The 23,868-nt window shown below is 55.7% G+C and carries 25 protein-coding genes; 15 read left to right on the forward strand and 10 right to left on the reverse strand.

Translation table 11 applies throughout. From position 1 onward, the window contains the following. Positions 1–69: 69 nt before the first annotated feature. From rpoH to QSV34_RS05820, 6 genes are all read left to right on the forward strand, one after another. A complete protein-coding gene (gene rpoH / locus QSV34_RS05795; RefSeq protein ID WP_289152777.1) occupies positions 70–936 on the forward strand; it encodes an RNA polymerase sigma factor RpoH in 867 nt (288 codons plus the stop codon). 233 nt (positions 937–1,169) lie between these two features. Then, on the forward strand, positions 1,170–1,547 hold the full coding sequence (locus tag QSV34_RS05800; RefSeq protein ID WP_289152779.1) for a DUF423 domain-containing protein: 378 nt from the start codon (positions 1,170–1,172) through the stop codon (positions 1,545–1,547). A gap of 5 nt (positions 1,548–1,552) precedes the next feature. Next, positions 1,553–2,239: a tRNA (guanosine(46)-N7)-methyltransferase TrmB gene (gene trmB / locus QSV34_RS05805; RefSeq protein WP_289152874.1), complete on the forward strand. Its 687-nt coding sequence runs from the start codon at positions 1,553–1,555 to the stop codon at positions 2,237–2,239. Further along, positions 2,232–2,699 (forward strand): TIGR02444 family protein, encoded by a 468-nt coding sequence (locus QSV34_RS05810; protein WP_289152780.1) that lies wholly within the window; start codon positions 2,232–2,234, stop codon positions 2,697–2,699. Before trmB ends, QSV34_RS05810 begins: the two co-directional genes overlap by 8 nt. A 68-nt stretch (positions 2,700–2,767) precedes the next feature. Continuing rightward, positions 2,768–3,562 (forward strand): BamJ family beta-barrel-assembly machinery protein, encoded by a 795-nt coding sequence (gene bamJ, locus QSV34_RS05815; protein WP_289152781.1) that lies wholly within the window; start codon positions 2,768–2,770, stop codon positions 3,560–3,562. A gap of 3 nt (positions 3,563–3,565) precedes the next feature. Then, on the forward strand, positions 3,566–4,282 hold the full coding sequence (locus QSV34_RS05820) for an FKBP-type peptidyl-prolyl cis-trans isomerase (protein ID WP_289152783.1): 717 nt from the start codon (positions 3,566–3,568) through the stop codon (positions 4,280–4,282). A 76-nt stretch (positions 4,283–4,358) separates the two neighbouring features. Here the strand turns inward: QSV34_RS05820 and QSV34_RS05825 are convergent, their stop codons facing one another. Together QSV34_RS05825 and ubiA are read right to left on the reverse strand one after the other, a co-directional pair. Then, the gene (locus QSV34_RS05825; protein WP_289152786.1) at positions 4,359–4,841 is read right to left on the reverse strand and encodes an FKBP-type peptidyl-prolyl cis-trans isomerase; all 483 of its coding nucleotides are present in this window, start codon (positions 4,839–4,841) and stop codon (positions 4,359–4,361) included. Between the two features lie 168 nt (positions 4,842–5,009). Then, entirely contained in the window at positions 5,010–5,876 is an 867-nt protein-coding gene (ubiA, locus tag QSV34_RS05830; RefSeq protein WP_289152788.1) for a 4-hydroxybenzoate octaprenyltransferase, read from the reverse strand. A 19-nt stretch (positions 5,877–5,895) separates the two neighbouring features. On the opposite strand from ubiA, the gene QSV34_RS05835 reads away from it, so the two are divergent. Further along, positions 5,896–6,093: a hypothetical protein gene (locus QSV34_RS05835; RefSeq protein ID WP_289152790.1), complete on the forward strand. Its 198-nt coding sequence runs from the start codon at positions 5,896–5,898 to the stop codon at positions 6,091–6,093. A 35-nt stretch (positions 6,094–6,128) separates the two neighbouring features. Here QSV34_RS05835 and QSV34_RS05840 read toward each other — a convergent pair whose 3' ends face one another. Continuing rightward, a complete protein-coding gene (locus tag QSV34_RS05840) occupies positions 6,129–7,451 on the reverse strand; it encodes a PDZ domain-containing protein (RefSeq protein ID WP_289152792.1) in 1,323 nt (440 codons plus the stop codon). A 122-nt stretch (positions 7,452–7,573) separates the two neighbouring features. On the opposite strand from QSV34_RS05840, the gene QSV34_RS05845 reads away from it, so the two are divergent. Continuing rightward, the gene (locus QSV34_RS05845; RefSeq protein ID WP_289152794.1) at positions 7,574–8,368 is read left to right on the forward strand and encodes a LytR/AlgR family response regulator transcription factor; all 795 of its coding nucleotides are present in this window, start codon (positions 7,574–7,576) and stop codon (positions 8,366–8,368) included. A gap of 12 nt (positions 8,369–8,380) precedes the next feature. On the opposite strand, the gene QSV34_RS05850 is transcribed toward QSV34_RS05845, so the two are convergent. After that, entirely contained in the window at positions 8,381–8,998 is a 618-nt protein-coding gene (locus tag QSV34_RS05850) for a chorismate--pyruvate lyase family protein (RefSeq protein WP_289152796.1), read from the reverse strand. A 116-nt stretch (positions 8,999–9,114) separates the two neighbouring features. On the opposite strand from QSV34_RS05850, the gene QSV34_RS05855 reads away from it, so the two are divergent. The 5 genes from QSV34_RS05855 (at position 9,115) to QSV34_RS05875 (ending at position 12,857) form a co-directional block, all read left to right on the forward strand. Further along, positions 9,115–9,447, forward strand: a complete 333-nt coding sequence (locus QSV34_RS05855; protein WP_289152798.1) for a YbjQ family protein — start codon at positions 9,115–9,117, stop codon at positions 9,445–9,447. A gap of 2 nt (positions 9,448–9,449) precedes the next feature. Next, positions 9,450–9,947 carry a YbjQ family protein gene (locus QSV34_RS05860; protein WP_289152800.1) on the forward strand — a complete coding sequence of 166 codons (498 nt, stop codon included), beginning with the start codon at positions 9,450–9,452 and terminating at the stop codon, positions 9,945–9,947. Between the two features lie 107 nt (positions 9,948–10,054). Next, complete coding sequence (locus tag QSV34_RS05865) at positions 10,055–10,906, forward strand: M48 family metallopeptidase (protein WP_289152802.1); 852 nt, start codon at positions 10,055–10,057, stop codon at positions 10,904–10,906. A gap of 28 nt (positions 10,907–10,934) precedes the next feature. Then, on the forward strand, positions 10,935–12,239 hold the full coding sequence (locus QSV34_RS05870; protein ID WP_289152804.1) for a dicarboxylate/amino acid:cation symporter: 1,305 nt from the start codon (positions 10,935–10,937) through the stop codon (positions 12,237–12,239). A 102-nt stretch (positions 12,240–12,341) separates the two neighbouring features. Next, a complete protein-coding gene (locus tag QSV34_RS05875) occupies positions 12,342–12,857 on the forward strand; it encodes a peptidylprolyl isomerase (RefSeq protein WP_289152876.1) in 516 nt (171 codons plus the stop codon). Between the two features lie 12 nt (positions 12,858–12,869). Here QSV34_RS05875 and QSV34_RS05880 read toward each other — a convergent pair whose 3' ends face one another. From QSV34_RS05880 to QSV34_RS05895, 4 genes are all read right to left on the reverse strand, one after another. Then, on the reverse strand, positions 12,870–13,112 hold the full coding sequence (locus tag QSV34_RS05880) for a Rho-binding antiterminator (RefSeq protein WP_289152806.1): 243 nt from the start codon (positions 13,110–13,112) through the stop codon (positions 12,870–12,872). 111 nt (positions 13,113–13,223) lie between these two features. Then, the gene (locus QSV34_RS05885) at positions 13,224–14,498 is read right to left on the reverse strand and encodes an inorganic phosphate transporter (protein WP_289152808.1); all 1,275 of its coding nucleotides are present in this window, start codon (positions 14,496–14,498) and stop codon (positions 13,224–13,226) included. A gap of 38 nt (positions 14,499–14,536) precedes the next feature. Then, the gene (locus QSV34_RS05890; protein ID WP_289152810.1) at positions 14,537–15,211 is read right to left on the reverse strand and encodes a TIGR00153 family protein; all 675 of its coding nucleotides are present in this window, start codon (positions 15,209–15,211) and stop codon (positions 14,537–14,539) included. Positions 15,212–15,484: 273 nt separating this feature from the next. Then, the gene (locus tag QSV34_RS05895; RefSeq protein ID WP_289152812.1) at positions 15,485–16,498 is read right to left on the reverse strand and encodes a GlxA family transcriptional regulator; all 1,014 of its coding nucleotides are present in this window, start codon (positions 16,496–16,498) and stop codon (positions 15,485–15,487) included. A 126-nt stretch (positions 16,499–16,624) separates the two neighbouring features. Between QSV34_RS05895 and QSV34_RS05900 the strand changes: the two genes are divergently transcribed. Together QSV34_RS05900 and QSV34_RS05905 are read left to right on the forward strand one after the other, a co-directional pair. Continuing rightward, a complete protein-coding gene (locus tag QSV34_RS05900) occupies positions 16,625–18,523 on the forward strand; it encodes a beta-ketoacyl synthase (protein ID WP_289152814.1) in 1,899 nt (632 codons plus the stop codon). 221 nt (positions 18,524–18,744) lie between these two features. After that, positions 18,745–19,275, forward strand: a complete 531-nt coding sequence (locus QSV34_RS05905) for an OmpH family outer membrane protein (RefSeq protein WP_289152816.1) — start codon at positions 18,745–18,747, stop codon at positions 19,273–19,275. Positions 19,276–19,516: 241 nt separating this feature from the next. Here the strand turns inward: QSV34_RS05905 and QSV34_RS05910 are convergent, their stop codons facing one another. Continuing rightward, positions 19,517–23,356, reverse strand: coding sequence for a LamG domain-containing protein (locus QSV34_RS05910; protein ID WP_289152818.1), 3,840 nt, complete (start codon positions 23,354–23,356; stop codon positions 19,517–19,519). A gap of 17 nt (positions 23,357–23,373) precedes the next feature. Next, positions 23,374–23,787, reverse strand: a complete 414-nt coding sequence (locus QSV34_RS05915) for an MSHA biogenesis protein MshP (protein WP_289152820.1) — start codon at positions 23,785–23,787, stop codon at positions 23,374–23,376. Positions 23,788–23,868: the final 81 nt, after the last annotated feature.

Below are 23,868 nucleotides of genomic sequence, written 5' to 3' on the forward strand. Positions count from 1 at the left end.
GGGGAAATGGTAAACTAGCCAGCCCCACTGCCTCCGGGCCATGGGTACAAGAGATACAGCGGTAACACTATGACGACCAATACCAGTACAGCATTGCAATCCACCGAGTGGATGTCCCCTGGGGCCAATATTGGCGCCTATATTCAGGGCGTTAATTCCATTGCGGTACTCTCCGCCGAGGATGAAAAATCCCTCGCAGAGCAACTGTACTATCAGGAAAATCTCGACGCCGCCCGCCGCCTGGTAATGTCCCACCTGCGTTTTGTGGTGCACATCGCCCGCAGCTACAACGGCTACGGCCTCAACATGGCGGATCTGATTCAGGAAGGCAACGTCGGTCTGATGAAGGCGGTCAAACGCTTCAACCCGGAAAAGGGCGTGCGTTTGGTGTCGTTTGCGGTGCACTGGATCAAGGCGGAAATTCACGAATACGTGCTGCGCAACTGGCGCATCGTCAAAGTGGCCACCACCAAGGCCCAGCGCAAGCTGTTCTTCAACCTGCGCGGTCAGAAAAAGCGCCTTGCCTGGCTCAGTCACGACGAAGCCAAGGCCGTGGCTAGTGATCTGGGCGTGGAAGTGGATCAGGTGTACGAGATGGAGAAACGTCTCTCCGCTCACGACACTGGTTTCGACGCTCCGGACAGCGATGACGACGATAACGCCTACCAGGCGCCGGTGTACTACCTGGAAGACAAGCGCTCCGACCCGGCGATGCAGCTGGAACAGGAAGACAGCCAGGCCGACAGCTACAGCCGTATGGCCAGTGCCATGAGCGAGCTGGACGAACGCAGCCAGGACATTCTGCAGCAGCGCTGGCTCAGTGAAGAAAAAGCCACTCTGCACGAATTGGCGGACAAATACGGCGTTTCTGCCGAACGCATTCGCCAGCTGGAAAAGAACGCCATGAAAAAAGTGCGGGCTTCTATGGAAGCCTGACACCAGTCTGTGATTGAACGATAAAGCCGCAATATTTATTGCGGCTTTGTTATTTTTAACCTGAATTCGTGACTCCAGAGCGGCGCATAGCGCAAGCTCTTGATTCCACAGCGGTTTAAAAAATGCCCACTTAACCTACGGGTGAAGCTAAGATTTTTCAATTCCACTGTGAAACCAATATCTTACACTCTGCACTCACTCTGAAGTCACGTATTCAGGTTTAAGGTTTTCAAATGCAAAGAAAATGGTTGGCGATCGCTGCGGCGAGTGGCTTTACCGCCGTGGCTCTGGGGGCTTTTGGCTCCCACGGCCTCAAGCAGAGCTTTACGGCCTATCAACTGGACATCTGGCACACCGCTGTTCAATACCAAATGTTTCACACCTTGGCGCTACTGGCCCTGGCGGCTATGGGCCACACGCTGTGTCGGCGCATGGTGGCTGCCGCGGGCTGGGTATTTACAGCGGGCATTGTGGTGTTCTGCGGTTCGCTTTATCTGCTGGCATTCACAGGAATCAAATGGCTCGGCGCGATTACACCGATTGGCGGTTTGGCATTTCTCGCCGCCTGGGTACTTTTGCTGGTGGCCGCTTTCAGGAAAAACAGACCCTGATGGAAATCAAACCCGAGTTTAAAAAGAAGTCGATCCGCAGCTTTGTGGTGCGCGGCGGTCGCATGACCGAAGGTCAGCGCAATGCCTTTGAGCAGTGGTGGCCAGAATACGGCCTGAGCCTGCACGACGGGGCGCTCGACCCTCACGCGGTATTTGGCCGCAGTGCGCCGCTGGTACTGGAAATCGGCTTTGGTATGGGCGATTCCCTGCTGGCCATGGCGGCGGCGGAACCGGACAAGGACTTTATTGGTATTGACGTGCACCCACCGGGTGTGGGTCGCTTGATCAACAACGCTGGCAAGCAAAACCTACGCAACCTGCGCTGCTACCTGGCAGACGCCAACGATGTGCTGGAAGACTGCATTGCCGATGCCAGCCTGGCGCGGGTGCAGCTTTACTTCCCCGATCCCTGGCACAAAAAAAAGCACCACAAGCGGCGGATATTACAGCCGGCGTTTGCCCAACAGATTGCTGGCAAGCTGGCACCCGGCGGTGTTTTTCATATGGCCACCGACTGGCAGAACTACGCGGAACACATGTTGGACGTGATGGAGGCGGCGGAGGAATTCAGCAATAACGCCGGTGCTGGACAGTATTCGCCGCGCCCGGATTATCGCCCGATCACCAAGTTTGAAAAACGCGGCGAACGCCTGGGTCACGGCGTTTGGGATTTGCTGTATCGCCGTGTCTGATACTCGCAACCTGCTGTGGCACTACTCTCTGGCCCTGTATAAGGAGATAGAGCCATGGTGCCTGCAGATGCAGGATGACCATAACGCCAACGTAAACCTGTTGTTGCTGTGTTGCTTTGCTGGCAGTCGTGGTTGCTGCCTGACTATTGATCAGCTGAGCGACGCTGAAAACGCTATTGCCAGTTGGGACGAGCAGGTTGTGCAGCCGTTGCGGCAACTGCGCCGCCAATTGCCGTTAATGCAGCACGGCGATGCCAAACAACTGCTTTTGGATGCGGAACTCAAGGCCGAGCACCATATCCAGAGTCAGCTGTGGCAGTGGTGGCAACAGCAGCCCGAAAGTGATCGGCCAGCTGATGCCACAGCCATCGCAGCCAATCTCAATCTCTACATAAGCCAGCTTGGTGCCAGCCTCACGCCAGCAACAGTGATCGACTGCGCAGTGCGTGCTGCCGGTTGAGAGTTTTTCAGGCTATTGGTATAGAATGCGGCGCTTTGCGATTTGTCTTGAATGTGTAATTGGAGGGAATGACGTTGATAAAACAAACTGGATCAGTGGCCGCCGGCGCGCTGCTGTTGGCATTGGTGGGGTGTAATCAGGAACAGCCGCCCGCTGCCGAAAAAGCGGATGTTGAACTGACTACCCAGCAACAGAAAGTCAGCTATCTGATTGGCCACGATGTCGCTGTAGACTGGAGCGCTCGCGGTGTTCATCTGGATGCAAAAGCTGTAGCTCTGGGTATTCTGGATGTAGCCGCCAAAAAGGAACGGCTCAGCAAAGAAGAAATTCAGGCAGTGCTGCAGACCTTCCAAAACGACCAGCTGGCCCGCCAGCAGGAAATGATGGAGCAACAGCAGCAACTGCAGGCTCAAGCAGAAGCGCAATTTAACCAGCAGGCAGAGGAAAATCTGGTGACCGGTCAGGCCTTCCTGGCAGAAAATGCCGGTAAAGACGGTGTTATTACCACCGACAGCGGCCTGCAATACAAGGTGTTGGCTTCTGGCGAGGGCGCCACTCCCGGCGCGGCTGATACCGTGGAAGTGCACTATCGTGGCACCTTGCTGGACGGCACCGAATTCGACAGTTCCATCAAGCGTGGCGTACCCGCCAGCTTCCAGGTGAACCAGGTAATTCCCGGTTGGACCGAAGCCCTGCAGCTGATGAAAGAAGGCGACAAGTGGCAGCTGTCTATCCCCTCCGAGCTGGCTTACGGCCCTGGCGGCACCGGCAATATTCCCCCCAATGCCGTGCTGCAGTTCGACGTGGAGCTATTGAAAGTGGCCTCTGCCGACAATAATGAACAAAGTGCTGAAAAGGAGTAACCAATGAACAAAATTCTACCTATTGCCAGCGCTGTGCTGGTGGCTGGTGTTCTCGCTGGCTGCGGCCAGGAGAAAAAGTCGGAGCCTCTTACTCTGGAAAGCAAAGACAACAAAGCCAGCTACCTGTTGGGTTATGAGCTGACCAAGCAATTGCAGCGTGAGGGCGTGACTCCCCATGCGGAAGCCCTGGCTCAGGGTGCGCGGGATGCCCTCGCTTCTACGCCGGCACAGGTAAGTGATGAAACTGTTGCCGCCCTGGTAGCAAGCACCGCGGGCAACTATGTGGTTGTGCGCAGGGAAACCTTGGCCAGGGAAGTAGCCCAGACCAATCTCGAAGCCGGGCAGGCTTTTTTGGCGGAGAATAGCCAGAAAGATGGTGTGGTAACTACAGAGAGCGGTTTGCAGTACAAGGTGATCACCGCAGGTGAAGGCGCCAGTCCCAATGCCTCCGATACCGTGGAAGTGCACTATCATGGCACTCTGATTGATGGCACGGTGTTTGATAGCTCGGTGCAGCGCGACCAGAAAATTTCATTTCCTCTCAACCGCGTTATTCCCGGTTGGACAGAGGGTCTGCAGTTGATGAAAGAGGGCGGCAAATACGAGTTCTACATTCCCTCAGAGCTGGCCTATGGCCCCAACCCGCGCCCCGGCCCCATCGGCCCAAATGCAGTGTTGGTTTTTGAAGTGGAATTGTTTCGGGTTAATCCGGCATCCTAAGACAGCAATGCAAATAAAAAGCCCCGGCAGCCAAGCTGCCGGGGCTTTTTATTAGGGGCTGTTCGTCGCCCTGAAATCAATGCCCGCAGCTACCGCCCACATGGGGATGGCCGTGGGCAAGTTCTTCCTCGGTGGCGTCGCGCAGTTCGGCAACGTCAACATCAAAGTGCAGGGTTTTGCCCGCCAGCGGGTGGTTGGCGTCGACACTGACGGTCTCGTCACTGACATCGGTAATCACCACCGACATGGGGCCATTGTCGGTCTGTGCCTGGAAGCGCATGCCTACCTGTATCTCCTGATCATCGCCAAACAGGTTGCGGGGTACGGACTGCACCAGTCCGTCCTGATACTCACCGTAAGCCTCAGCCGGTGCCACTTCCACCTTCAGACTGTCACCAGTGGCTTTGCCCAGCAGGGCGTTTTCCAGGCCGGGAATAATGTTGCCGGCACCGTGCAGATACACCAGCGGGTCGCCGCCCTTGGATGAGTCCAGCTCCACGCCGTCATTGTCGGTGAGGGTGTAGTGAATGGAAACGACGGAGTTTTCTTTAATAGACATAAATAAGCCTTGTGTGGAGAGTTTGAGGCGGAACCTTTGTCCCGTCATTGCGAGGAGCCTTTCTTACAGGGAAAAGCGACGCGGCAATCTCTTTGTACTGTCGCATTGCTATGGTTGTACTTGATTTAACAATATGGGGCCGAAAGTTGAGTTTACAACTGGCTAAATTTACAACTGATAATCCAGCACCAAACCAACAAACACCGCGACACCCACCCAGTTGTTATTCAGAAACGCTTTGAAGCAGGCATCACGGTCGCGATTTCTGGTCAGCCGCTGTTGATGCAAAAACAACAGTGTCGCCACCGCCACTCCGGTGTAGTACCACAGGCCCAAGTCAAAGTTCTTGCCGGTGAGCAAAAGCGCCAGCAGGCAGAGAATTTGCAGCGCCAGAATCATGGCGCGATCCTGGTCGCCAAACAGAATGGCGGTGGATTTAACACCCAGCTTTAAGTCGTCATCGCGATCCACCATGGCGTAGAAGGTATCGTAGGCCACCGTCCACAACACCACGCCGGCGTACAGCGCCCACAGCGCCGGGTTCAATTCACCGGTTTGCGCCGCAAACGCCATGGGAATTGCCCAGGCAAAGGCCGCGCCCAATACCACCTGAGGCAAATAGGTATAACGCTTCATAAAAGGGTAACTGGCGGCCAGCAAAACACCGCCCAGGGACAACAGCACCGTCAAACCATTGGTAAACAACACCAACAAAAAGGCCACCAGCGCCAGCCCGGTAAACAGCAGCAGGGCTTCCCGTGGTGCCACATCGCCGCTGGGAATGGGGCGCTGTTCCGTGCGCTGCACGTGGCCGTCGATATGTCGATCCGCATAGTCGTTAATCACACAGCCCGCCGCCCGCATCAGGGTAACGCCGAGCACAAAAATCACCAGAACATCCCAGTCGGGCAAGCCCCCCGCTGCCAGCCACAACGCCCACAGCGTGGGCCACAGCAGCAGCAGGGTGCCAATGGGTTTGTCAAAGCGCATCAGGCGCATAAAGTGGGGCAGGCGTTGTTTGAGGGTTTGGGTCATGAGGCAGAGCAGGTTTGGATTGGCCGCTATCATAAAAGCACTGACATCAATTGACCATCGCTGGGATGAATCCCGCAAAAAGCATTTTCAGGAGTTAGAAATTTTAGGCTATATCTGTTGGTATGTAATTAATCGTGAATTAGCTGAAAAATGGCGTCACGAGCACTTGGGATTTAAGCAGAAAAAATTGAGAAATGAGTTGCAGGTAGTCCATTAACTCATTGCTCAAGCATAGTAATTCAAAACTTATAGTTACTTCCCATTTAACTCCTTCGCCCAATTGACCAGCACTTGGCTAATGTCGTCATTCCACGTACCTGCTTTACCAGTAAAGGAATCTTTAGCGGTTTTATGCAAGGTGTCCCAGTGATCCATGTTGGGGTGTTTGTAGAATTTGAAATTTCGGTGGCCGTTGCGTTTCAACGTGTCCACTATCATATGGTTGTCTGCTTCCGACATAATCCAGTCGAGGGTGCCCCAGCGAATGCGTGCAGGGGCGATCAGCTTTTCCCACTCTGCAGGCACATTAAAATCCTGGAGCTGATGGTAGTAGCTCACTGGGCGGCCGTACATATGCTCTGGCAAGTGGTAGTTGTACTGAGACAATAGGGGATTTTCGTCAATCACCTGTGCGTAGCTTTTCTTTTCCACCAACATACCGTAGTAAAGCGGTATATAGGCGTCCACCATTTGTTGGTTGATGTCTGCTTCGCTGACGTCTTGCATCTGTTTGATGCGTCGCTCGATTTCCAGCATGTGTTCAAACCAGGAGCGGTAAAAGGTGCCGTCAGAGATAATGCCGTTTAACTGGTATTTATTGGCTAGGTAGGGTGCCAGCGCACTGCCCATACTGCTGCCGTACACAATCACTCGCTTGGGGTCTATATAGGGCAGCGACAGCAGTTGTTGCAAGGCAGTTTCGTAACCGTCCAGTTCAGTGTAGAAATCGGTCTGCGAGCAATCACCTTCGCTGTCACCCAGCCCAGGTTTTTCGACTCTCAACATCACCATGCCCGACTGTTTAGCCAGGTTGGTGAGTGAGCGTATAAAGTTGGATTTGCGCCCCGGGGTATTTTCAATACTGGAGCAACTGAGCCCCTGCACCACAAAAATGGCTGGTTGGCGGCCTTTTTTGTTGTTTGGCCGGGTGATGATAGTGCGTTGGCGAATGCCGTAATTGCTGGTGATCTGGGAGTAAGTGACCGTCAAGTTGGGATAGCTTTCCAGAGGTACTGGCGCAAAGCGCACGTCCGCTGTGTGAGCATCAACTCCACGCCGATAGGTAATTCGATAATTGCGGTCAGCCACCAAGGCGTCGGTTATATCGTTTCGTTGAGGGTTGCTGGTAATGGCCTTGGCATCAATGGCGACAATACGGTCGCCTACTTGCAGTCCAGCTTGTTTCAAAGGCGAGCTAGCTTCCAGTTTGCTAACCAATAAACCAGCGCTGTCCTGCAGTTGTAGGGTAGCTTGCCATTTGGCTCGTCGAGGCAGTTCGTCGACAGTAGATGGCTGGCTAAATGTCGGTTGAATTAACAGCAGGGCAGTGATGAAAACGGTGATTTTCAACGGCATTTTCATTCTCCAAGGTAGAGGGTTGGTTGAGGCTCCAATGGGCTTGTTATAACCTTGAACCCTGCGTCACAGGGGGCTTTTATGCGAAATCCAGGTTTTTTTATGCCAATTGCGGTGGCGCTATGACAAGTGCGGCAGGTTTCGGGCAGCGCTTGAGCCACTGGTTTGATGCCCAGGGTTATGTGTTTGGCTCACGGGTTGCTACCCATGTGTTGTTTTGGTTGCTGTACTACCTGTCGTTCAGCTTGATATGGGCGAACCCTGAGAAAGGTTACTTTGGTTCGTTTTATTTAGAGTTCGTGTTGCTGCCGGTTCGCATATTGGCGGCGTACGCGTTGATTTATGTGTTGTTCCCCCGCTACTTGCTGCAGAAGCGCTTTGGCCACTTCTTTGCAACGTACTTGCTGTTGCTTGCCGCTTCCGGTTTGCTCTACCGGTTTTGTGATTACTTTTTTTACGACCGGTTGTACCTGGGCCAAGCCACCGCGTTTTTTCAGTTCTCCGAATGGTTGCGCAATATTCTGCTAATTAACACGACGGTGGTGGTGGTCGGGGCCATTCGCCTGCTCAAGCTGTTGTTTGTTATGCAACAGCAGGTTGAGCAAACATTGCCTCGGAAAATCGAGATAAAAGCCAATCGCCGCACTCACCTGGTAGATCCGGCGCGTATCGTCTTTATAGAGGGTATGGGAAACTACACCACCTATTATCTGGACGGTGGCGAAAAGCTGGTGGCTTACGGCACCATTAAATCAGCTCTACAATCACTGCCGTCGCAATTTGTGCGCTTACACCGTTCCTATGTGGTGAACAAGGATCATATTGAGTCGTTTAATTCAGAAGACGTGACCGTGGCCCACAGCACCTTACCCAGAGGCAAAGAGGTGAGCGACGATCTGTTGATGCCGGGAGCTTAGGGCCTGTCGTCGCTATTCGTTTTCGAACTTTGTCTGATACTCAACTCCATATCCATAGTCTGGCTTATACCCAGGGAACGCTGGCAAAAATATTTCACTCACCATCAGCGGCTTTTTATCTAGCTGAAACACTGAGCGCCGCCCCCATAGCGGATGATGCAGTTCTCCCAACTGCGTGGGCACAACTGTGTTGTCGGTGGTCAAGCAGGCGATTTCCATCGGGCTGCGTTCCATGGTGGGGTCGCTAAATAGCAGTGCTCCCAGGGGGCGGTTATCCAGTTGGCGCATGGCGCGCAGGCGGCCGGTGAGGGTGGCCATGGGCAATACGCTGCGGGCGTATACCCAGGGCTGACCGGCGCCATGAAGAATTACCTCGCGCACCAGCGCATGGTGGCGGCTGGGTAAGCCCAACAGACGACATTCCGACAGCCGGGGCAGCTGCCAGCGCTGGTTCAGTACCTGTACGTGAAAGCGGTTACCACTGGCGGCGATCAAACGTTCAGTGAGCGAGCCCTGATCCAATAGCCAGTGTCGCAGTGACTGCGGAATGCTGTGCCGAGGTACCCGCCGATAGCTGCGCCAGGCGGGTTCCCGATGGAACAGTTTGTTGGAAAATCGGGATGTAGGCACGGGGGTATTCCACAGTTAAAGCGGCATTTTAACGGCCTTGTCGCTGGCTGGATACAGTTGCGTGGGCTCTTGTAAGGTTGCATCATCAGGGCATTAACAACGCAGGAGAGCGAACTTTGATTATCACCAATATCGAAACCGTGCCTGGCAAAACCATCGTCAAGCACCTGGGTATGGTGCAAGGCAATACGGTGCGCGCCAAGCACGTGGGCAAAGACATTCTTGCTGGCTTCAAGAATGTGTTTGGCGGTGAGCTAAAAAGCTATACGGACTTGCTCACCGAATCTCGCGAGGAAGCCACCCAGCGCATGGAGGCCCAGGCCAGTGCCATCGGTGCCAATGCAGTGATCAATGTGCGTTACTCTACGTCGTCGGTGGCCGCCGGTGCCGCCGAGCTGTTTGTGTACGGCACGGCGGTGGTTGTGGAAGACGCAAACAGCGGGAGCTGAACATGGAAAACCTGATCGGCTTTGTCACTCTGTTGATTCTCGGTTATGTGTTTGGCCGGTTGGCGGAGCGCCGCCACTTTCGCTCCATTATCAAACGCGAGCAACAATACGCAGGCACGCTGACGTTTAGCGCCAAAACCCCTCCAGCGGATATGGAAGTGGCCAATGCCCGCTTGGTGTCGGGCAATGTGGTGGTGTCGGTGGACTACTTCAAGCAGGTGCTGGCGGGGTTGCGGGCACTGCTGGGTGGCCGGGTCAGCGCTTACGAAACTTTAGTAGAGCGGGCTCGGCGCGAAGCCATTCTGCGAATGAAAGAGCAGGCCCGACAGCTGGATGCGGAGATAATTTTTAACGTCAAGTTAGAAACCGCTTCCATCTCCAAAGGCGAGCAGCAGCAGGTGGGCAGCGTAGAGGTGTTCGCCTATGGCACCGCCTTAGTGCCTCAAAAAGCCACCGCAGCCAGCCCGAGTTTGGGCCAGCCCATGGCTGTTCGAAGTTAAACCGTAGGGTGGATTAGCGCAGCGTAATCCACCAGATAACCATGCCAGCGGTGGATTACGCTGCGCTAATCCACCCTACACATACAGCACAGGAACATTGCCAAACATTGGAATACCAAAACCCCCAAGTGCCGGAAGGCATTAATGTGTCGAAACAGCATCCGCTGAAAGAATTTGCCTGGATGCTGGCCACGGTGGGGGCAATCACTTTGGCGGTGGTTCTGGTGTTGAGCTTGCTGGCCGGGTGGCTGGTGAAGTTTGTGCCTTTTTCGGTGGAACAACAATTGGCGCAGCAGGTTATCAGTCAACTGCCCGCGTCTGAACCGTCCTCGCGTCATCAACAGACTCAGCAATACCTGCAAGAACTGGCGGATAAGCTGGTGGCCAACGCCCCTTTGCCAGATGGCATGAGCATCACCGTTCACTACGTGGACGACAACATCGTTAACGCCGCCGCCACTCTGGGTGGTCATGTGCTGATGTATCGCGGCCTGCTGGAAAAACTCCCCAACGAAAATGCTCTGGCGATGGTGATGGCTCACGAAATTGCCCATGTGCGCCACCGCGACCCGTTGATGGCGTTGGGGCGTGGTGTGGTGGTGACTACCGCACTGGCGGCCATCAGTGGTTTTTCCGACAGCCAGCTCAGCAGTTGGGTGGTGGGGCTTGGCAGTAATCTGACACTGCTCAAGTTCAGTCGCGACCAAGAGCACGCCGCCGATGAAAACGGCTTGCTGGCACTGCATGCCACCTACGGGCATACCGGGGGCAGCGAACAGCTGTTTGAAGTGCTGGCGCAGGCACATGGCGACGGAGAAGCCTGGGCGACCTTTCTCGCTACCCATCCGCTCAGTGATGAGCGTATTGCCGAGTTGGCCAAACTGGCGGCTGAAAATGGTTGGCAACAGCAGGGTGATCTAACGCCATTGCCGGAGTTTTTAGCAAAACCTGAACAATGACGGTTTCTACAACAATAAAGGTAACCCCATGAAACTCACCACGCGAATTTTTATCGGCATGATTGCGGGCATGGTTGTCGGCGTCGCCATTAACGCTGCGGTCAGCGCCGGGTGGATAGAAAGTGCCGGGGAATTCTGGCTGGTGGATGGGGTGTTCGACCCGGCGGGAACCATTTTTATTGCTTGCCTGAAAATGGCAGTGATCCCGGTGGTGTTCTTTTCTCTTACCTGTGGTGCCGCCGCCATGGGCGCCAGCGCCCGTATGGGGAAATTGGCCGGTGGCACGCTGGGCCTGTATTTGATCACCACCGCGATTGCTGTGGCCATTGCCTTGTTGGTGGCCAACATTATTAACCCCGGGCTGGGGGTGGATCGCAGCGGCTTTGAGGCTTGGGAAACCAAGAATGCTCCCAGCCTGAAAGAGGTGATTGTCGGCATGTTCCCCACCAATCCGGTGCAGGCCATGGCCGATGGCAAAATGCTGCAGGTGATCGTGTTCTGTATTTTGCTGGGTGTGGCCATGCCCATGGTTGGTGCCACGGGTGAGCGAGTGTTGCAGGTGTTTCAGGACATCAATGAGGTGGTGCTAAAAATGATCACCATCATCATCCACCTGGCACCCTACGGGGTGTTCGCCTTGCTGGCCAAGCAGTTCAGCCTGTTTGGCTGGTCGGAATTCGTCAAAGTGGGGCTGTACGTGGTGGCGGTGTCTCTGGCGCTGGTGCTGCATTTCTGCATCGCCTACCCAGGGCTGCTAAAAGTGTTTACCGGGCTCAATGTGCTGACTTTTATCAAGAACGTGCGCCCTGCCATGATCACCGCCTTCAGTACGTCCTCCAGCGCTGCCACAATGCCGGTGACCATGAGCGTTGTAAAACGACGCTTGGGTGTGGATAACCGGGTGGCGTCGTTCACCATTCCCCTGGGCGCCACCATCAATATGGATGGCACCGCCATTATGCAAGGGGTGGCGACGGTGTTTATCGCCCAGGTGTACGGCGTGGAGCTGAGTTTTGCCGCTTACCTGACGGTGATTATTACCGCCACACTGGCCTCAGTGGGCACCGCTGCTGTGCCCTCGGCAGGGCTGATTATGCTTGCCATTGTGCTGCAACAACTGGAACTGCCCGCGGAAGCCATCGGCATGATTCTGGGGGTGGACCGGCTGCTGGATATGATGCGCACCTGCGTCAATATTGGTGGCGACTGTGCGGTGAGTACCATCGTCGCCAAGCGTAACGGCATGCTGGATGAGGGGGTTTACAACGAAGCCCCTGATCGGGATGAGTATCGAGTGCGGTCATCAGAAACCTCGCAACAGGGTAAGCCATAAATGAAACTCTTGATACCGGTAGCCGCCGCACTGGTGCTGTCGGCCTGTACCGCTGAGCACAAACCTCTGGTGGAACACGGTGGCAACAATTTTTGCCTGACCATGGCTACCAGCAGTGGTGATATTGGCTTGCTGATAAACGCGGAGAAAGCGCCGCTGTCAGCGCAAAATGTGCTCGACTACGTCAACGCCGGGCACTACAACAACACGCTTTTTCACCGGGTGATCAGCGACTTTATGATTCAGGGCGGCGGCCACAACCCGGATATGAGCCTGAAACAACCTCGGCCTAATATCGCCAATGAGTCCGACAATGGGCTGTCCAATAAACGCGGCACTCTGGCCATGGCGCGCAAGCGCGACCCCCATTCCGCCAACGCACAGTTTTTTATCAACCTGGTGGACAACACCTATCTGGATCACAAGGGCACCGAAGATGGTTGGGGTTACACGGTTTTTGGCGAGGTGATATCTGGTATGGAGGTGGTAGACGCCATTGCCGTGGTAGAAACCGATAGCCATCCATTGGGTATGCGAGACGTGCCAGTGGAACCGGTAGTGATCGAGCACATGGAGCAAATACCCTGTCCGCCGCAGACCGGTGCCGAAGGCTCCTGATCCGTTATCTTTTCAGGGTGCTTCTACTCGTGCAAACAATGAGGTTTGTGCGGTGGGTTCAAAGGCTTTGATCTGATCCAGAGGTACCTCTTCCCCGTTTTTGCACTTCAGCCACTCGGTCTTGTTGCTGCGGGTTTCGGTGGTGATGGGCGTGGCGGTTATTGCGCTGCCGTCACGCAGTTCGATTCGCAACTCCGCCGCGGCGATGCAGGCCAATTCCAGATGATCGTGGATGGAGCAGGGAAGTGGGGGCATGATGGAAGTCCTGTTGTCATCTTGAGCATAGCGAAGGACTCAAAAGTCGTCATCCCCGCGTAGGCGGGGATCCATCTGGGTTCCCGCCTACGCGGGAACGACGGGTATTGGTTAAGAAAATATCCCCTTAAACAGGAAGAAGAACAGAATCGCCAGGCCAGCACCGGCTGGCAAGGTAACAATCCAGGACATAAAGATGGTACCGATGGCGCGCAGGTTGAGGGCGCCAATGCCTCGCGCCAGACCGACGCCCAATACCGCGCCCACCAGAACCTGAGTGGTGGATACTGGCAAGCCGGTGCCGGAGGCTACTACCACCGTACCCGCAGCGCCCAGTTCGGCGGCAAAACCACGGCTGGGGGTAAGTTCGGTAATCTTCTTGCCGATGGTGGCCATCACCTTAAAGCCCAGAGTGGCCAGGCCCACCACGATGCCGCTGGCGCCCAGCAGCAAAATCCACGGCGGCATAACGGCTTTGGCTTCCACCACGCCGCTGTTCAATACCGAAACTACCGCTGCCAATGGGCCCACGGCGTTGGCCACGTCGTTGGAACCGTGGGCAAAGGCCATGGCGCAGGCGGTAAAGATCATCAGCACCGCGAATACTTTTTCTACGCTGGCAAAGCGGTTTTCCTTCTCTGCCGGTTCGTCACGGTGTACCCGGTTGAGCAGCAACTTGCCGATAATGGCAACGATAATGCCGACACCAGTCGCCAACAGGGCGGCTTCGCCAAAGCTGAAGCTGATGCCCTCGCTTTTGAATACGTGCTTGAGACCTTTAAGGATGGTCACCATGGCCATCAAAAAGCCGACGCCAAACATGTAGATGGGGATGTATTTCTTGGCGCGAGCGAAGGGGTTTTCCTGGGTAAGAATCAGCTTTTGCACGCTGCGGAACAGAATAAAGGAGATGGTGCCCGCCAGTACTGGGGCCACTACCCAGCTTGCCACTACGCTGCCCACCTTACCCCATTTCACCGCGTCTACAGAGATGCCCACAGCGGCAAAACCAACAATGGCGCCGATAATGGAGTGGGTGGTGGATACCGGCCAGCCGCGCATGGTGGCCACCAGCAGCCAGGTGCCGGCAGCCAGCAATGCTGACATCATGCCGAACACCAGCAGCTCCGGACTACCCGCCAGCACGTCGGCATCGATCAAGCCTTTGCGGATGGTTTTGGTGACTTCGCCACCGGCCAGATAAGCGCCGGCGAATTCGAAGATCATGGCGATAATAATCGCCTGCTTGATGGTCAGCGCTTTGGAACCCACCGAGGTCCCCATGGCGTTGGCCACGTCGTTGGCGCCCACGCCCCAGGCCATAAAAAAGCCGAAGGCGCACACCAAAACCAACAAAATCGTATTGTATTCAGTAAGAATTTCCACAGCGAAACCCCTTGTTTATTCTGTTGATCAGGTGGGTGTTAGCGGGCAAGTAGCAATTGCAGGCGGCCGCCGACGCGCTCGGCCTGGTCAGCCATGGCGCCAATGCCGCCGATGATTTGGTAGAGGAACATCACCTCCACCGGTGGCAATTCGCTTTCCAGAACGAACAGCTTGTGGCGCAGCTCCCGTTCCAGTCCGTCGGTGGTGTCTTCCAGCTCGTCCAGGCGTTCGATCATCTGCTCGATAATGTCGATTTCGCCACCACTAAAGCCGGTTTCCAGTAGCTCATCCAGTTCTTTGATGGCTTTCAGAGCCTGCGCGGCCACGGCGATGGCAGCGGCCACAAGTTCTTTGGTTTTCCCTTGCAACGGCTCGGGAATGGTCATCTGGCGGCCCAACATAATGCCGGAAATGTCTTTGGCGGCGTTGGCCACTCTGTCTTGCACCGACAGCAATTCCAGCAGGTCGGAACGAGACATGGGCATAAACAGGCTTTTCGGCAAATGCAGGCGCAATTGCTTTTTCAGTTCGTCGGCACGGTGTTCGGCGTTGCCGATCTCTTCGTGCAGGTTGGCGGCAGCTTTCCAGTCATTGGCGATGGCAGCATCGAAAAAGGCGGCCAGATACTGGGCGCAATCCACCACTGCAGTCATGTGTTCCTGCAAGGGCTTGATCGGCGATTTGCCGAACAGGCTGGCAAAGGGGTTGGTCATAACAGGCTCCTTAGGTTGTGCGCGAGTATATTGATAAGTGGGCGGGGTGTCACATTTTTGAAATAAAAATGTAAATAACAAAGCGGCGGGCCGCGAGCTACGGGCAGATCGAGCGCATTTATTGTGCAGCACCCTGTAGGTCGGCCTTCAGGCCGACAAGTAAAGCGTATAGGTTGGTAGTATGTTGTCGGGCTACTCTCTATCTCAAAGAAGGCCGACCTACAGAAAAACAAAATCTCGCTCGACCTGCTCGTAGCCCGAAGCCCGCAGCGTTCAGTATTTCAAGGTCTTCTCCGGCCTGAACAATTTCGCCCGTACTACTTCCCGGTAGCGGGAGGGGGAGGTGTGGTAGTGGGCGGTGAACAGTTTGCTGAAGGCGCCGGTGTCTTGATAGCCCACCCTGGCGGCTACTTCTGCCACCGACAGGTTGGCTTTTTGCAGCAGCTCGCGGGCGTTTTCCAGGCGGATTTCCTGCAGGTAGGCCAGTGGGGTTTTCCCCAGCGCAGCTTTAAAGCGGCGGTTGAAAGTGCGCACGCTCATGCCCAACTGCCCCGCCAACTCAGCCATGCGCACGCTGCGGCCGAAATTGTCCTGCAGCCAGATTTGCGCCTGAGCCACCTGTTCGTCTGGATGGTATTCCACCTGGCCTGCCAGGTAGCCAACCGGTTCATTGAGGTTGCGGATTTCGTGGAAGAAATGACGCGCCACATGGGTGGCCACTTCACTGCCATAGAGGCGGTGAATCATATGAACCGTCAACTCCCCCAGCGCATTGACACTGGCGGCACAGTACAGGTTGCCCGCCTGGGTAATGAAGTACTGGCGTTTTAGCTGCACCGCCGGGTAATCCTGCTGAAAGCGATCAAAGTAATGCCAGTGGGTGGTGGCGGGTTTGTCGTCCAGCAACCCGGCTTCCGCCAGAAAACACACTCCGGTACCCACCGCCGACACCAGCGCGCCGCGCTCTACCTGAGTGCGCAACCAGGGCAGGGCGGCGGCGTATTTGCGCAGTGCCGGGCGGGGGTTGCGCCACAGACCGGGTATGTGCACCAGATTGTACGGCTGATCATCCAGTGGGCCATCCGCCTGCAGGGTAAATCCGGCGGCGGAGCGCGCTGCCTTGCCCTCTACACTCAGGCAACGCAATTCAATGGGGCGGGCGTTGTGGGTGAGCTGCTGGGCCGCAGCCTGGGCGGTGCGCAGCATCTCCATGGGCATGGTGGCGCTGGTGGCCAGGGAATTGTCGAACAGCAAAACGGCGACTTTAAATGGCTCTTTGGCAGGCATAAGCTCTCGATATGGTCAGGCAAACCCAATATATGTCCAGATCGTCCCAATATATGTCCGAATCGCCCTTTTATTCAACCTGAGCTGGGGGCAAAATGGTCAGCTGATCAGACTATGGGGTTTGTTATGACAGCGTTACCGGTAATCGTAGCTTTTGGCGGCATCAACGCCGCGGGCCGCAGTTCATTCCACCAGGGCTACAAGCGCACGGTGCTGGATTCCCTGTGCGAAACTGAGCAGCAGAAAACCATCGCCGGCTTGGCCTGCCTGATGAATCTGGTGAGTTGGGAAAACGATCACTACGTGGACGCCGAAGGCGGCACCATGAGCGAAGCGGAAGTGGCGGTGGAGTATCGCCAGCAGGTGCTGGACGGCACCCTGATTCGTCGCATCGAAGACAACCACTTTGACCCGGACAACGTGCCCTGTAACAACCTGATGCGTCTGGAAGCCACCGGCGAAGCGCTCAAGTTCATCACCAAGCGCCGCAGCCTGCCGCCGGTATTGCCGGAAGATTGGAATGTCACCGATATTGAAGATGGCAAGGTGCAGGTGGAGATCAGCGGCACCGCCGAAGGCCTGGTACCGAACACCCGTGCGATTCCGGTGAAGTCTGCCGGCATTTTGCCCACCGGCTTTGAGCCCGCCAAACTGTACAACTCCCGCTACCAGCCCCGTGGCCTGCAACTGGCTATTTACGGCGCCTCGGACACCGTGCGTTCTATGGGTATTGAGTGGGATACCGTGTGTAACGCGGTGCACCCGGATGAAATCGGCGTGTACGCCAGTAGCGCTCTGGGGCAACTGCACGATGAAGGTTGGGGTGGTGTGATCTCCAACCGCTTTAAAGGTGGCCGCCCCAGCTCCAAACAGATTCCCATGGCGCTGAACAGCATGCCGGCGGATTTCCTCAATGCCTATGTGCTGGGTAGCGTTGGCCACACCGAATCCGTGGCTGGAGCCTGCGCTAGCTTCCTCTACAACCTGCGTTCGGCGGTAGACGATATTCGCGCCGGTCGCCGTCGGGTGGCGGTAGTGGGCAACTCCGAATCCCCCATGAACCCGGAAGTGCTGGAAGGTTTTACCATGATGGGCGCCCTGGCCACCGAAGAAGGGCTGGCGAAAATTGATGGCACCGACAAGCCCGACCCACGCAAAACCAGCCGCCCCTTTGGCGATAACTGCGGCTTTACCGCTGGTGAATCCGCCCAGTACATTATTTTGATGGACGACGCTCTGGCGGTTGAATTGGGCGCCGATATTCACGGCGCCGTACCGGATGTATTCGTTAACGCCGACGGCGTCAAGAAATCCATTTCCAGCCCAGGAGCGGGCAACTACGTATCTGTGGCCAAGGCGGTGGCAGCGGCCAACGCCATTCTTGGTGAGGAATCCATTCGCGAGCGCAGCTTTATCCAGGCCCACGGTTCCAGTACGCCGCAAAACCGGGTGACTGAATCACACATATTCCACGAAGTGGCGGAAGCCTTTGGCATCGAAAATTGGCCGGTGGCCGCGGTGAAGGCTTACGTGGGTCATTCCATGGCGCCCGCCAGCGGCGACCAGATGATCAGCACCTTGGGTGTGTTCCGCTACGGCTTGATTCCCGGTGTTAAAACCACCGACAAAGTGGCAGACGATGTCTACGACGACCACCTGACCATCCCATTGCAGGATATGGATGTGGGCGCGGGCAATCTGGATGTGGCCTTTATCAACGCCAAGGGCTTTGGCGGCAACAACGCCACCGGCGTGGTGATGTCGCCCCAGGTGACTGAGCAAATGTTGCAAAAACGCCATGCTGAGCAGTGGGCGGAATACGAGGCTCGCCGCGAACAAACCCGCACAGCCGCTGCCGAGTATGAACAGCAGGCTGACCGCTGCGAGCTAGAGCCCATCTACCGTTTTGGCGAGGGCATTATTAACGAGGCGGATATTGAAATTACCTCTGAGAAAATGGTGATGCCAGGCTTTGCCCAACCGGTGGTGTTTGACAAAAACAATCCGTATGGGGATATGGCGTAACGCTTCAGCACCACTTGACTATACTTTTAAGGGCAGCCACTGAGCTGCCCTTTCTTTTGGGTGGAGAAAAACGATGGCAGAAGAATCAACTACAGAGTTGGAGACAGCCGAACAACCAAATCAAGACAGCGAGCAGAAGCGCAATAAATCCTCCATGCGCTTGAAGATGGCGGCGCCTGGGCGGCGCGCTATTCGGTATGGTGTTTGGCGCGGTGGTGGAAATGTTCGTTCAAGGGGCTATGGAATCCACCGGCTATTTCGGCCCCACGCTGGATTCGATGATGGCGGAGCAGCAAACCAATTTTAAAAGCATTGAAGACAAACTGACGAAGCTGCGTTCAACCAGCGACAGCGGGGAACGCTCGCAACTGGAAAAGGAACTCAAATCCTTGCTCAAAGAACAGCAGCAAAGCAGCGAAAAATTGGGTGACGAACTGCGCAAAAGCCTCGCACAAATTGAATCACTGCGCGCCGATGCCCTGGCTGCTCAGGGCGCAGCCAAAGGCGCGGATGTGTGGCTGAAGGCTGGGGAGAGTGTCAGTGTGGGAGCGCGGCACAATGTTGTTTCGGTGGTCAGCATAGACCCCTATCGCCGTGCTGTAGTGAACTTCAATGGCGATAAAAGCACTCTGGAAGTTGGCCAGTTTGTGGATGTGCCGTCAAAAGATGGCAACTGGCGCGTGTTTTATCGCCAAAGCCAGCGCGGGGATGACCGCTATCAACTGGGCTTTGATGTAGTAGCGCCGGAGTGAGGTGCTCCTTGCGATTGCGAGAACCCCAAAATTACTGTCCGGTAAAACTCCCAAGCCTGCCATTCCTGCGAAAGCGCACTGCTGTTAGGGATAAACTCCCAAGTCATCTCCGCGCAGGCGGAGATCCATTGAGAATATGGCACTAAAGTCAGAAAGTACGGTGGTCTATGGGTGCCCGCCTTCGCGGGCATGACGATTATTTTGAATTCGTTGCCACACCTTTTTCTGTGTCATTTGCTAATTAATCAAATCTTTCTCGCCAGTAAATCACTCTGTCATGGCCCCGGTAGGAACCAAAGCTGACAGTGGATTCCGGCAGGTTGGTGTCGTTGTTGAAATTACCATCCTGGTTCCAGTCGGAGCGCAGCCAGGGGTAGTTGTTCAAATTGATATTGATCGGAAAGCTGCCGGTGTTGCCGGCGCCTGGTGGTGAGAAGGTGAGCCCAAAGCTGCCGATAGCGGTGGACGCGTTAGTTGCGGGGATAGGGCTATAGATAAAAATGCCGGTGCTATCAGCGCCCGCACCGCCGATAAAGTCCACGCCCTGGGGGTTGGTAACGGCGCTGTTATTGAACTGCATCTGGTTGAAGGCGATGGTGGTGCAACTGTCGGTGGTACTGGCTACAAAGCGATTGCCATCCCAGTATTCAGTGCCAAATGGCACAGTTAGCGCAGTACTTTCTGGCCCGTGGGCGCTTTCCAAATGGGCGCGGCCAAAACGCATATTCAAGGGTGAGCCCACATCGCTACTGCCGGAGATTGCCGCATTGGGGTCGTCTTCGGTAAGGCTCAGTTGCACGCTGGTGTATGGGCCGTCGGGGGCTGTAGATGTCTGGCGGTTGATGGCAGCAGAGGTGGTGCTCAAGGCGTAAACCCCATTTACCCACTGGCTGTCGGGGATACTCAGGCGGCTTGATAAGTCGGTAGCTCCCTGCAAAGCCCGATGGCCAATGGTGGCAACCGGGTAGTTCAATGTGGCGGCATTGCTGTCGCTGTCGGCGCTGTAGTTGGTTGTGGTGGTGCCTGCTGTGTTGCGCGCTGCCAGGTTGTAGCTGACGGAAATATTCGGTTGCCCCATATAAGTAAAGCCACCGCAGCCGTTATTGGTATTGGCGGAACTGAGAGCAAAGTTTGCGGGATAAAAGCGACCCACATTGCCGGATGCAGTGGGGCTGCTGGCCGAGCCAGCGCCCAGGTAGTTGCCGTCGGCCACATCGGCCACCAGGGTAATTGTGCCCACTTCATTCCAGCGCAGGCTGCTGCTGGTAAAGGTACCGTTGGCGGTTCTGCTAAAACCGCCGCCACTAAAGCCAGCGCTACTGCCGCCCACAGGCATTACCAGAGTATCAATTGCCAGGCTGACATTTTCCGGGCTGGTTTCCCGGCCGTAGTTGGGTGTCAGTGCACCGCCATTGGCGCGGGCAGTGACGGTGCCGCTAAAGGCCGCACCCGCTGCCACAAAGCCATTGCCATTGGTGGTTGTGCCGGGGTTGGAGGCCACGGCTATATCAAAGTGATGGGGGCGCACCACAAAGTCGCCACTGCTGCCTCTGGTCGTGGCCAGATTGGCGCCACTGCTGTCTTGGGCGTGAAGTTGCAGCTGGCCGACGTCGTTGTAGTTAAAGGTGATATTGGCGATGGCATTGGTGTCAAAGGACAGGCTGACATTGGTGTAACTGGTGAGCGCTGAGCCGTTGGCGACGCTGTTGATGGCGGTGCTGTTTATGGTGGGGCTAACGCCGGCGCCAGTTGTCGGGTTTCGATAAGTGGCTGCGAAGCCGATATTTCGGGTTTCGTTAGGATACAGGGCCACACAGTTGCCAGCGGGGTTGGTGCGCACCGCTCGCAAGCGCAGGCCGCTGCTGGCGACACCGGCAACTTGGTTGGGAATGCCGGTATTGAAATTGCCGGTACCGAATTGGAAACCCGCCAGGCTGACGGTGCTGTCGGGCCGGTGGGGGGCATTGTCTACCGAGCCATCGCTGACGGTTACGGTAAAGGTGTCGCTGGTTGGGGTGCTGTCGGCAACATTGATGTCAGAATAGCTGAGGTTGACGTTGGCAGAACTGGCGCCAGCGGCAAACGTCAAAGTGGCGATGCCGTCGCCGGGTGTGGCGTCTACTACACCGGTACCAGACCAGGTGCCACGGCCGGTGCTGGTGGTCAGTGTGACAGAGGCTCCTTGCGCATCTACCAGGCCATGACTGCTATCGTGGGCGGCAACGGTGACGCTGATCGGCGCACAGGCGACACCGTTGGCGGCGGTAATGCTGTAGTGATCTGGGCCAGAAACCGGGCAGCTGTGGGTTTCGGTCATCACCTGTTGGATTTGAGTTTGCGTCAGCACGGTGTTGTACAGACGTACTTCATCGATCAGACCATTGAAGAATCGATCATCACCTGTATTGCCACCGATGTGGATTCTCGGATTGGCATTTAGTAAACCTGAACCGCCATTGGCCTGTGCCTCCTGGGTGCCGTTGACGTAAGCGGTCATCTGCCCGCCAATTTGCCTCCGGGTGACGGCGATATGTACCCAGTCGCCGGTATTGATATTGCTGGTGCCGTTTATGGAGGTATCCGGAATGCCGGTGAAAAATGACAGGCGATTAGTGTTGCCTTGGCGAGTTGCCCCCACGATAAAATCGTTCTGAGACCCGCTCACATCGGACCAGATAATCCCGGTTCCCAGATAGGTCAGTTGCGTATTCTGAAAGACTTGTGAAGTGTTGATCCATGCTGTGATGGTGAAATCGCCGGTAATCGTATTGTTTACTTCTATGTAATCGTTGCTGCCGTCAAATACCCCATAGCCACAGGTGCCGTTGCCACTGGCATCGGTTGCGATGGCTGGATTTACCTGAGCGGTGCTGGCCAGTGTGGTGTTGCTGTTGGCTCCGGTGTCGTTCAGGACAGTGCCGTTGTTACTGCCAATATTGTCATCCACAACCCCGGCAGTGCTGGTCCAGCTGGCTTCATCAAAGCGCCACTCATGGGTTGGCTGCGGTAGAGCCGCTGGTCTGCAAGCCTCGATTTCCAGATTGTCGACAATAAAGGTTTCACCGCCACCGCCGTAGCAGCAGTTGTCGGTATTATTGTCTGGGGCAATGCGGATACGCACCTGGGTGTTGGCGGCAATGGCGTTTGTGATGTTGTAGTTACGAGAGCCGGATGCGGAGCCGCTAATACCCTGGATACGCTCCAGCTCGGTGAAGTTACTACCGCCATCACTGGAGACCTCTATCAGCACCGCATCTTCCGTTTCCAGGCCACCGATTGCCTGAAAATCGAAGTTCAGGGTGGCGGTAGTGTATGCGCTGGTGTCCGCTTCGCGAACCGCAAAGGTATTGGCGATGGTGTTGTTGCCTTGCAGGCGCAAGCTGTCGCCTTGGACTTGTATCAGTCCTGAAGTGGCGCCGCCGCCACTGCTATCCTGTTCCTGCCAATCGCCGCTCCAGTTTACCGAGCCATCGTTGTTGCTGTAGGAGCGTGTATTGAAGTTGTCACGGAAGGTTTCGCATGTCTGCGAACCGGGAGCGGTGCCTTCAGTGACAACCACGTCGTCAATATGCCAGTAGTCACAGCTGCAGGCGTTGGCGCCAACGTGGCGAAAGCGCAGTTGCAGGTTGCTGTACAGGGCGTCGTTCGGTAGATCGAATGAGCGGTTAAAAATTTCGCCAGGTGTACCAGCACCTGCAAAGGTTTCCAGAGCAATCCAATTACCCGAGCTGTTGCGGTATTCCGCCACCAGGTTTTCGCCGCCGTCCGGGTCTTCAGAGAAGGAATCCGCGCCACGTCGGATCCAGAAAGTCAGGGTGGCTGCGGGAACATCGGCATTGATACGCCCGACAATGGACGTGATGTTGCCGCCACGGCGACCAATGCGTACCGAAGTGGATGGGGATTGGGCAGTATTGTTGTTTACCAGGATCGCGAATGCCTGGTTCTCGGTTTCTACCCAGTCGGCACTCAGGTCGGATTCGCTGTTAAAGGCTTCCTGAAACAGAATGTCTCCCGGCGCCGCCAGTGCCGATAGAGAGATGGCAAATAAAAAGCCGATAAGCAGTCTTGAACAGGTCATTGCATTACTCAAGCTATTTATTCAAAAAAGGCTGAAACTTCCACCGTGCGCAGGGCGGTTATTTCGCCACTGCCGCAGTTGCCCACGCTGGTAATGGTGTAAAAGCTGGCTGTGCCGCCAGCACTTCGGGTGCAACTGATAGCAGCGTTGCAGTTGGATAAACCGCTGGCATTAAACGTTGGCGTCAGATTCATAGCGTCGCAGCGGCCGTTGATGGCGGCCTGGGTCAGCGCACTGGCACTGTCGTAGTAAAGCGTACTCATCCCCAACTGGGCGCCACTCTCGGCAGCATAAAACGCTTGCAGAGTTATGGCCTCTTGCGCAACAGAAATGCCGGTCTGCCCGGAAGTACGCATCAGCGTCGCCGCCATAATCGCCATGGCCACCAGAATAAATGCCGCCAATGGCATTAGATAACCAGATTGGCGCATGGTGGCTGGCGTGGTTGCGTTTGCAACACGCCGTAAACCCGTCCTTGGGGGCTCGTTGCCAGCCAACCTGCAGGCAACGGT

This window comes from Porticoccus sp. W117, from assembly GCF_030341905.1.
Taxonomy (GTDB): domain Bacteria; phylum Pseudomonadota; class Gammaproteobacteria; order Pseudomonadales; family Porticoccaceae; genus SCSIO-12696.

Bases quoted from the DNA above. Each gene is read 5' to 3' on its own strand.
- rpoH (WP_289152777.1), top strand. From the start codon at position 70: ATGACGACCAATACCAGTACAGCATTGCAATCCACCGAGTGGATGTCC.
- QSV34_RS05800 (WP_289152779.1), top strand. From the start codon at position 1,170: ATGCAAAGAAAATGGTTGGCGATCGCTGCGGCGAGTGGCTTTACCGCC.
- bamJ (WP_289152781.1), top strand. From the start codon at position 2,768: ATGACGTTGATAAAACAAACTGGATCAGTGGCCGCCGGCGCGCTGCTG.
- QSV34_RS05820 (WP_289152783.1), top strand. From the start codon at position 3,566: ATGAACAAAATTCTACCTATTGCCAGCGCTGTGCTGGTGGCTGGTGTT.
- QSV34_RS05825 (WP_289152786.1), bottom strand. From the start codon at position 4,841: ATGTCTATTAAAGAAAACTCCGTCGTTTCCATTCACTACACCCTCACC.
- ubiA (WP_289152788.1), bottom strand. From the start codon at position 5,876: ATGACCCAAACCCTCAAACAACGCCTGCCCCACTTTATGCGCCTGATG.
- QSV34_RS05840 (WP_289152792.1), bottom strand. From the start codon at position 7,451: ATGCCGTTGAAAATCACCGTTTTCATCACTGCCCTGCTGTTAATTCAA.
- QSV34_RS05845 (WP_289152794.1), top strand. From the start codon at position 7,574: ATGACAAGTGCGGCAGGTTTCGGGCAGCGCTTGAGCCACTGGTTTGAT.
- QSV34_RS05860 (WP_289152800.1), top strand. From the start codon at position 9,450: ATGGAAAACCTGATCGGCTTTGTCACTCTGTTGATTCTCGGTTATGTG.
- QSV34_RS05870 (WP_289152804.1), top strand. From the start codon at position 10,935: ATGAAACTCACCACGCGAATTTTTATCGGCATGATTGCGGGCATGGTT.
- QSV34_RS05875 (WP_289152876.1), top strand. From the start codon at position 12,342: ATGGCTACCAGCAGTGGTGATATTGGCTTGCTGATAAACGCGGAGAAA.
- QSV34_RS05880 (WP_289152806.1), bottom strand. From the start codon at position 13,112: ATGCCCCCACTTCCCTGCTCCATCCACGATCATCTGGAATTGGCCTGC.
- QSV34_RS05890 (WP_289152810.1), bottom strand. From the start codon at position 15,211: ATGACCAACCCCTTTGCCAGCCTGTTCGGCAAATCGCCGATCAAGCCC.
- QSV34_RS05895 (WP_289152812.1), bottom strand. From the start codon at position 16,498: ATGCCTGCCAAAGAGCCATTTAAAGTCGCCGTTTTGCTGTTCGACAAT.
- QSV34_RS05900 (WP_289152814.1), top strand. From the start codon at position 16,625: ATGACAGCGTTACCGGTAATCGTAGCTTTTGGCGGCATCAACGCCGCG.
- QSV34_RS05905 (WP_289152816.1), top strand. From the start codon at position 18,745: ATGTTCGTTCAAGGGGCTATGGAATCCACCGGCTATTTCGGCCCCACG.
- QSV34_RS05910 (WP_289152818.1), bottom strand. From the start codon at position 23,356: ATGACCTGTTCAAGACTGCTTATCGGCTTTTTATTTGCCATCTCTCTA.
- QSV34_RS05915 (WP_289152820.1), bottom strand. From the start codon at position 23,787: ATGCGCCAATCTGGTTATCTAATGCCATTGGCGGCATTTATTCTGGTG.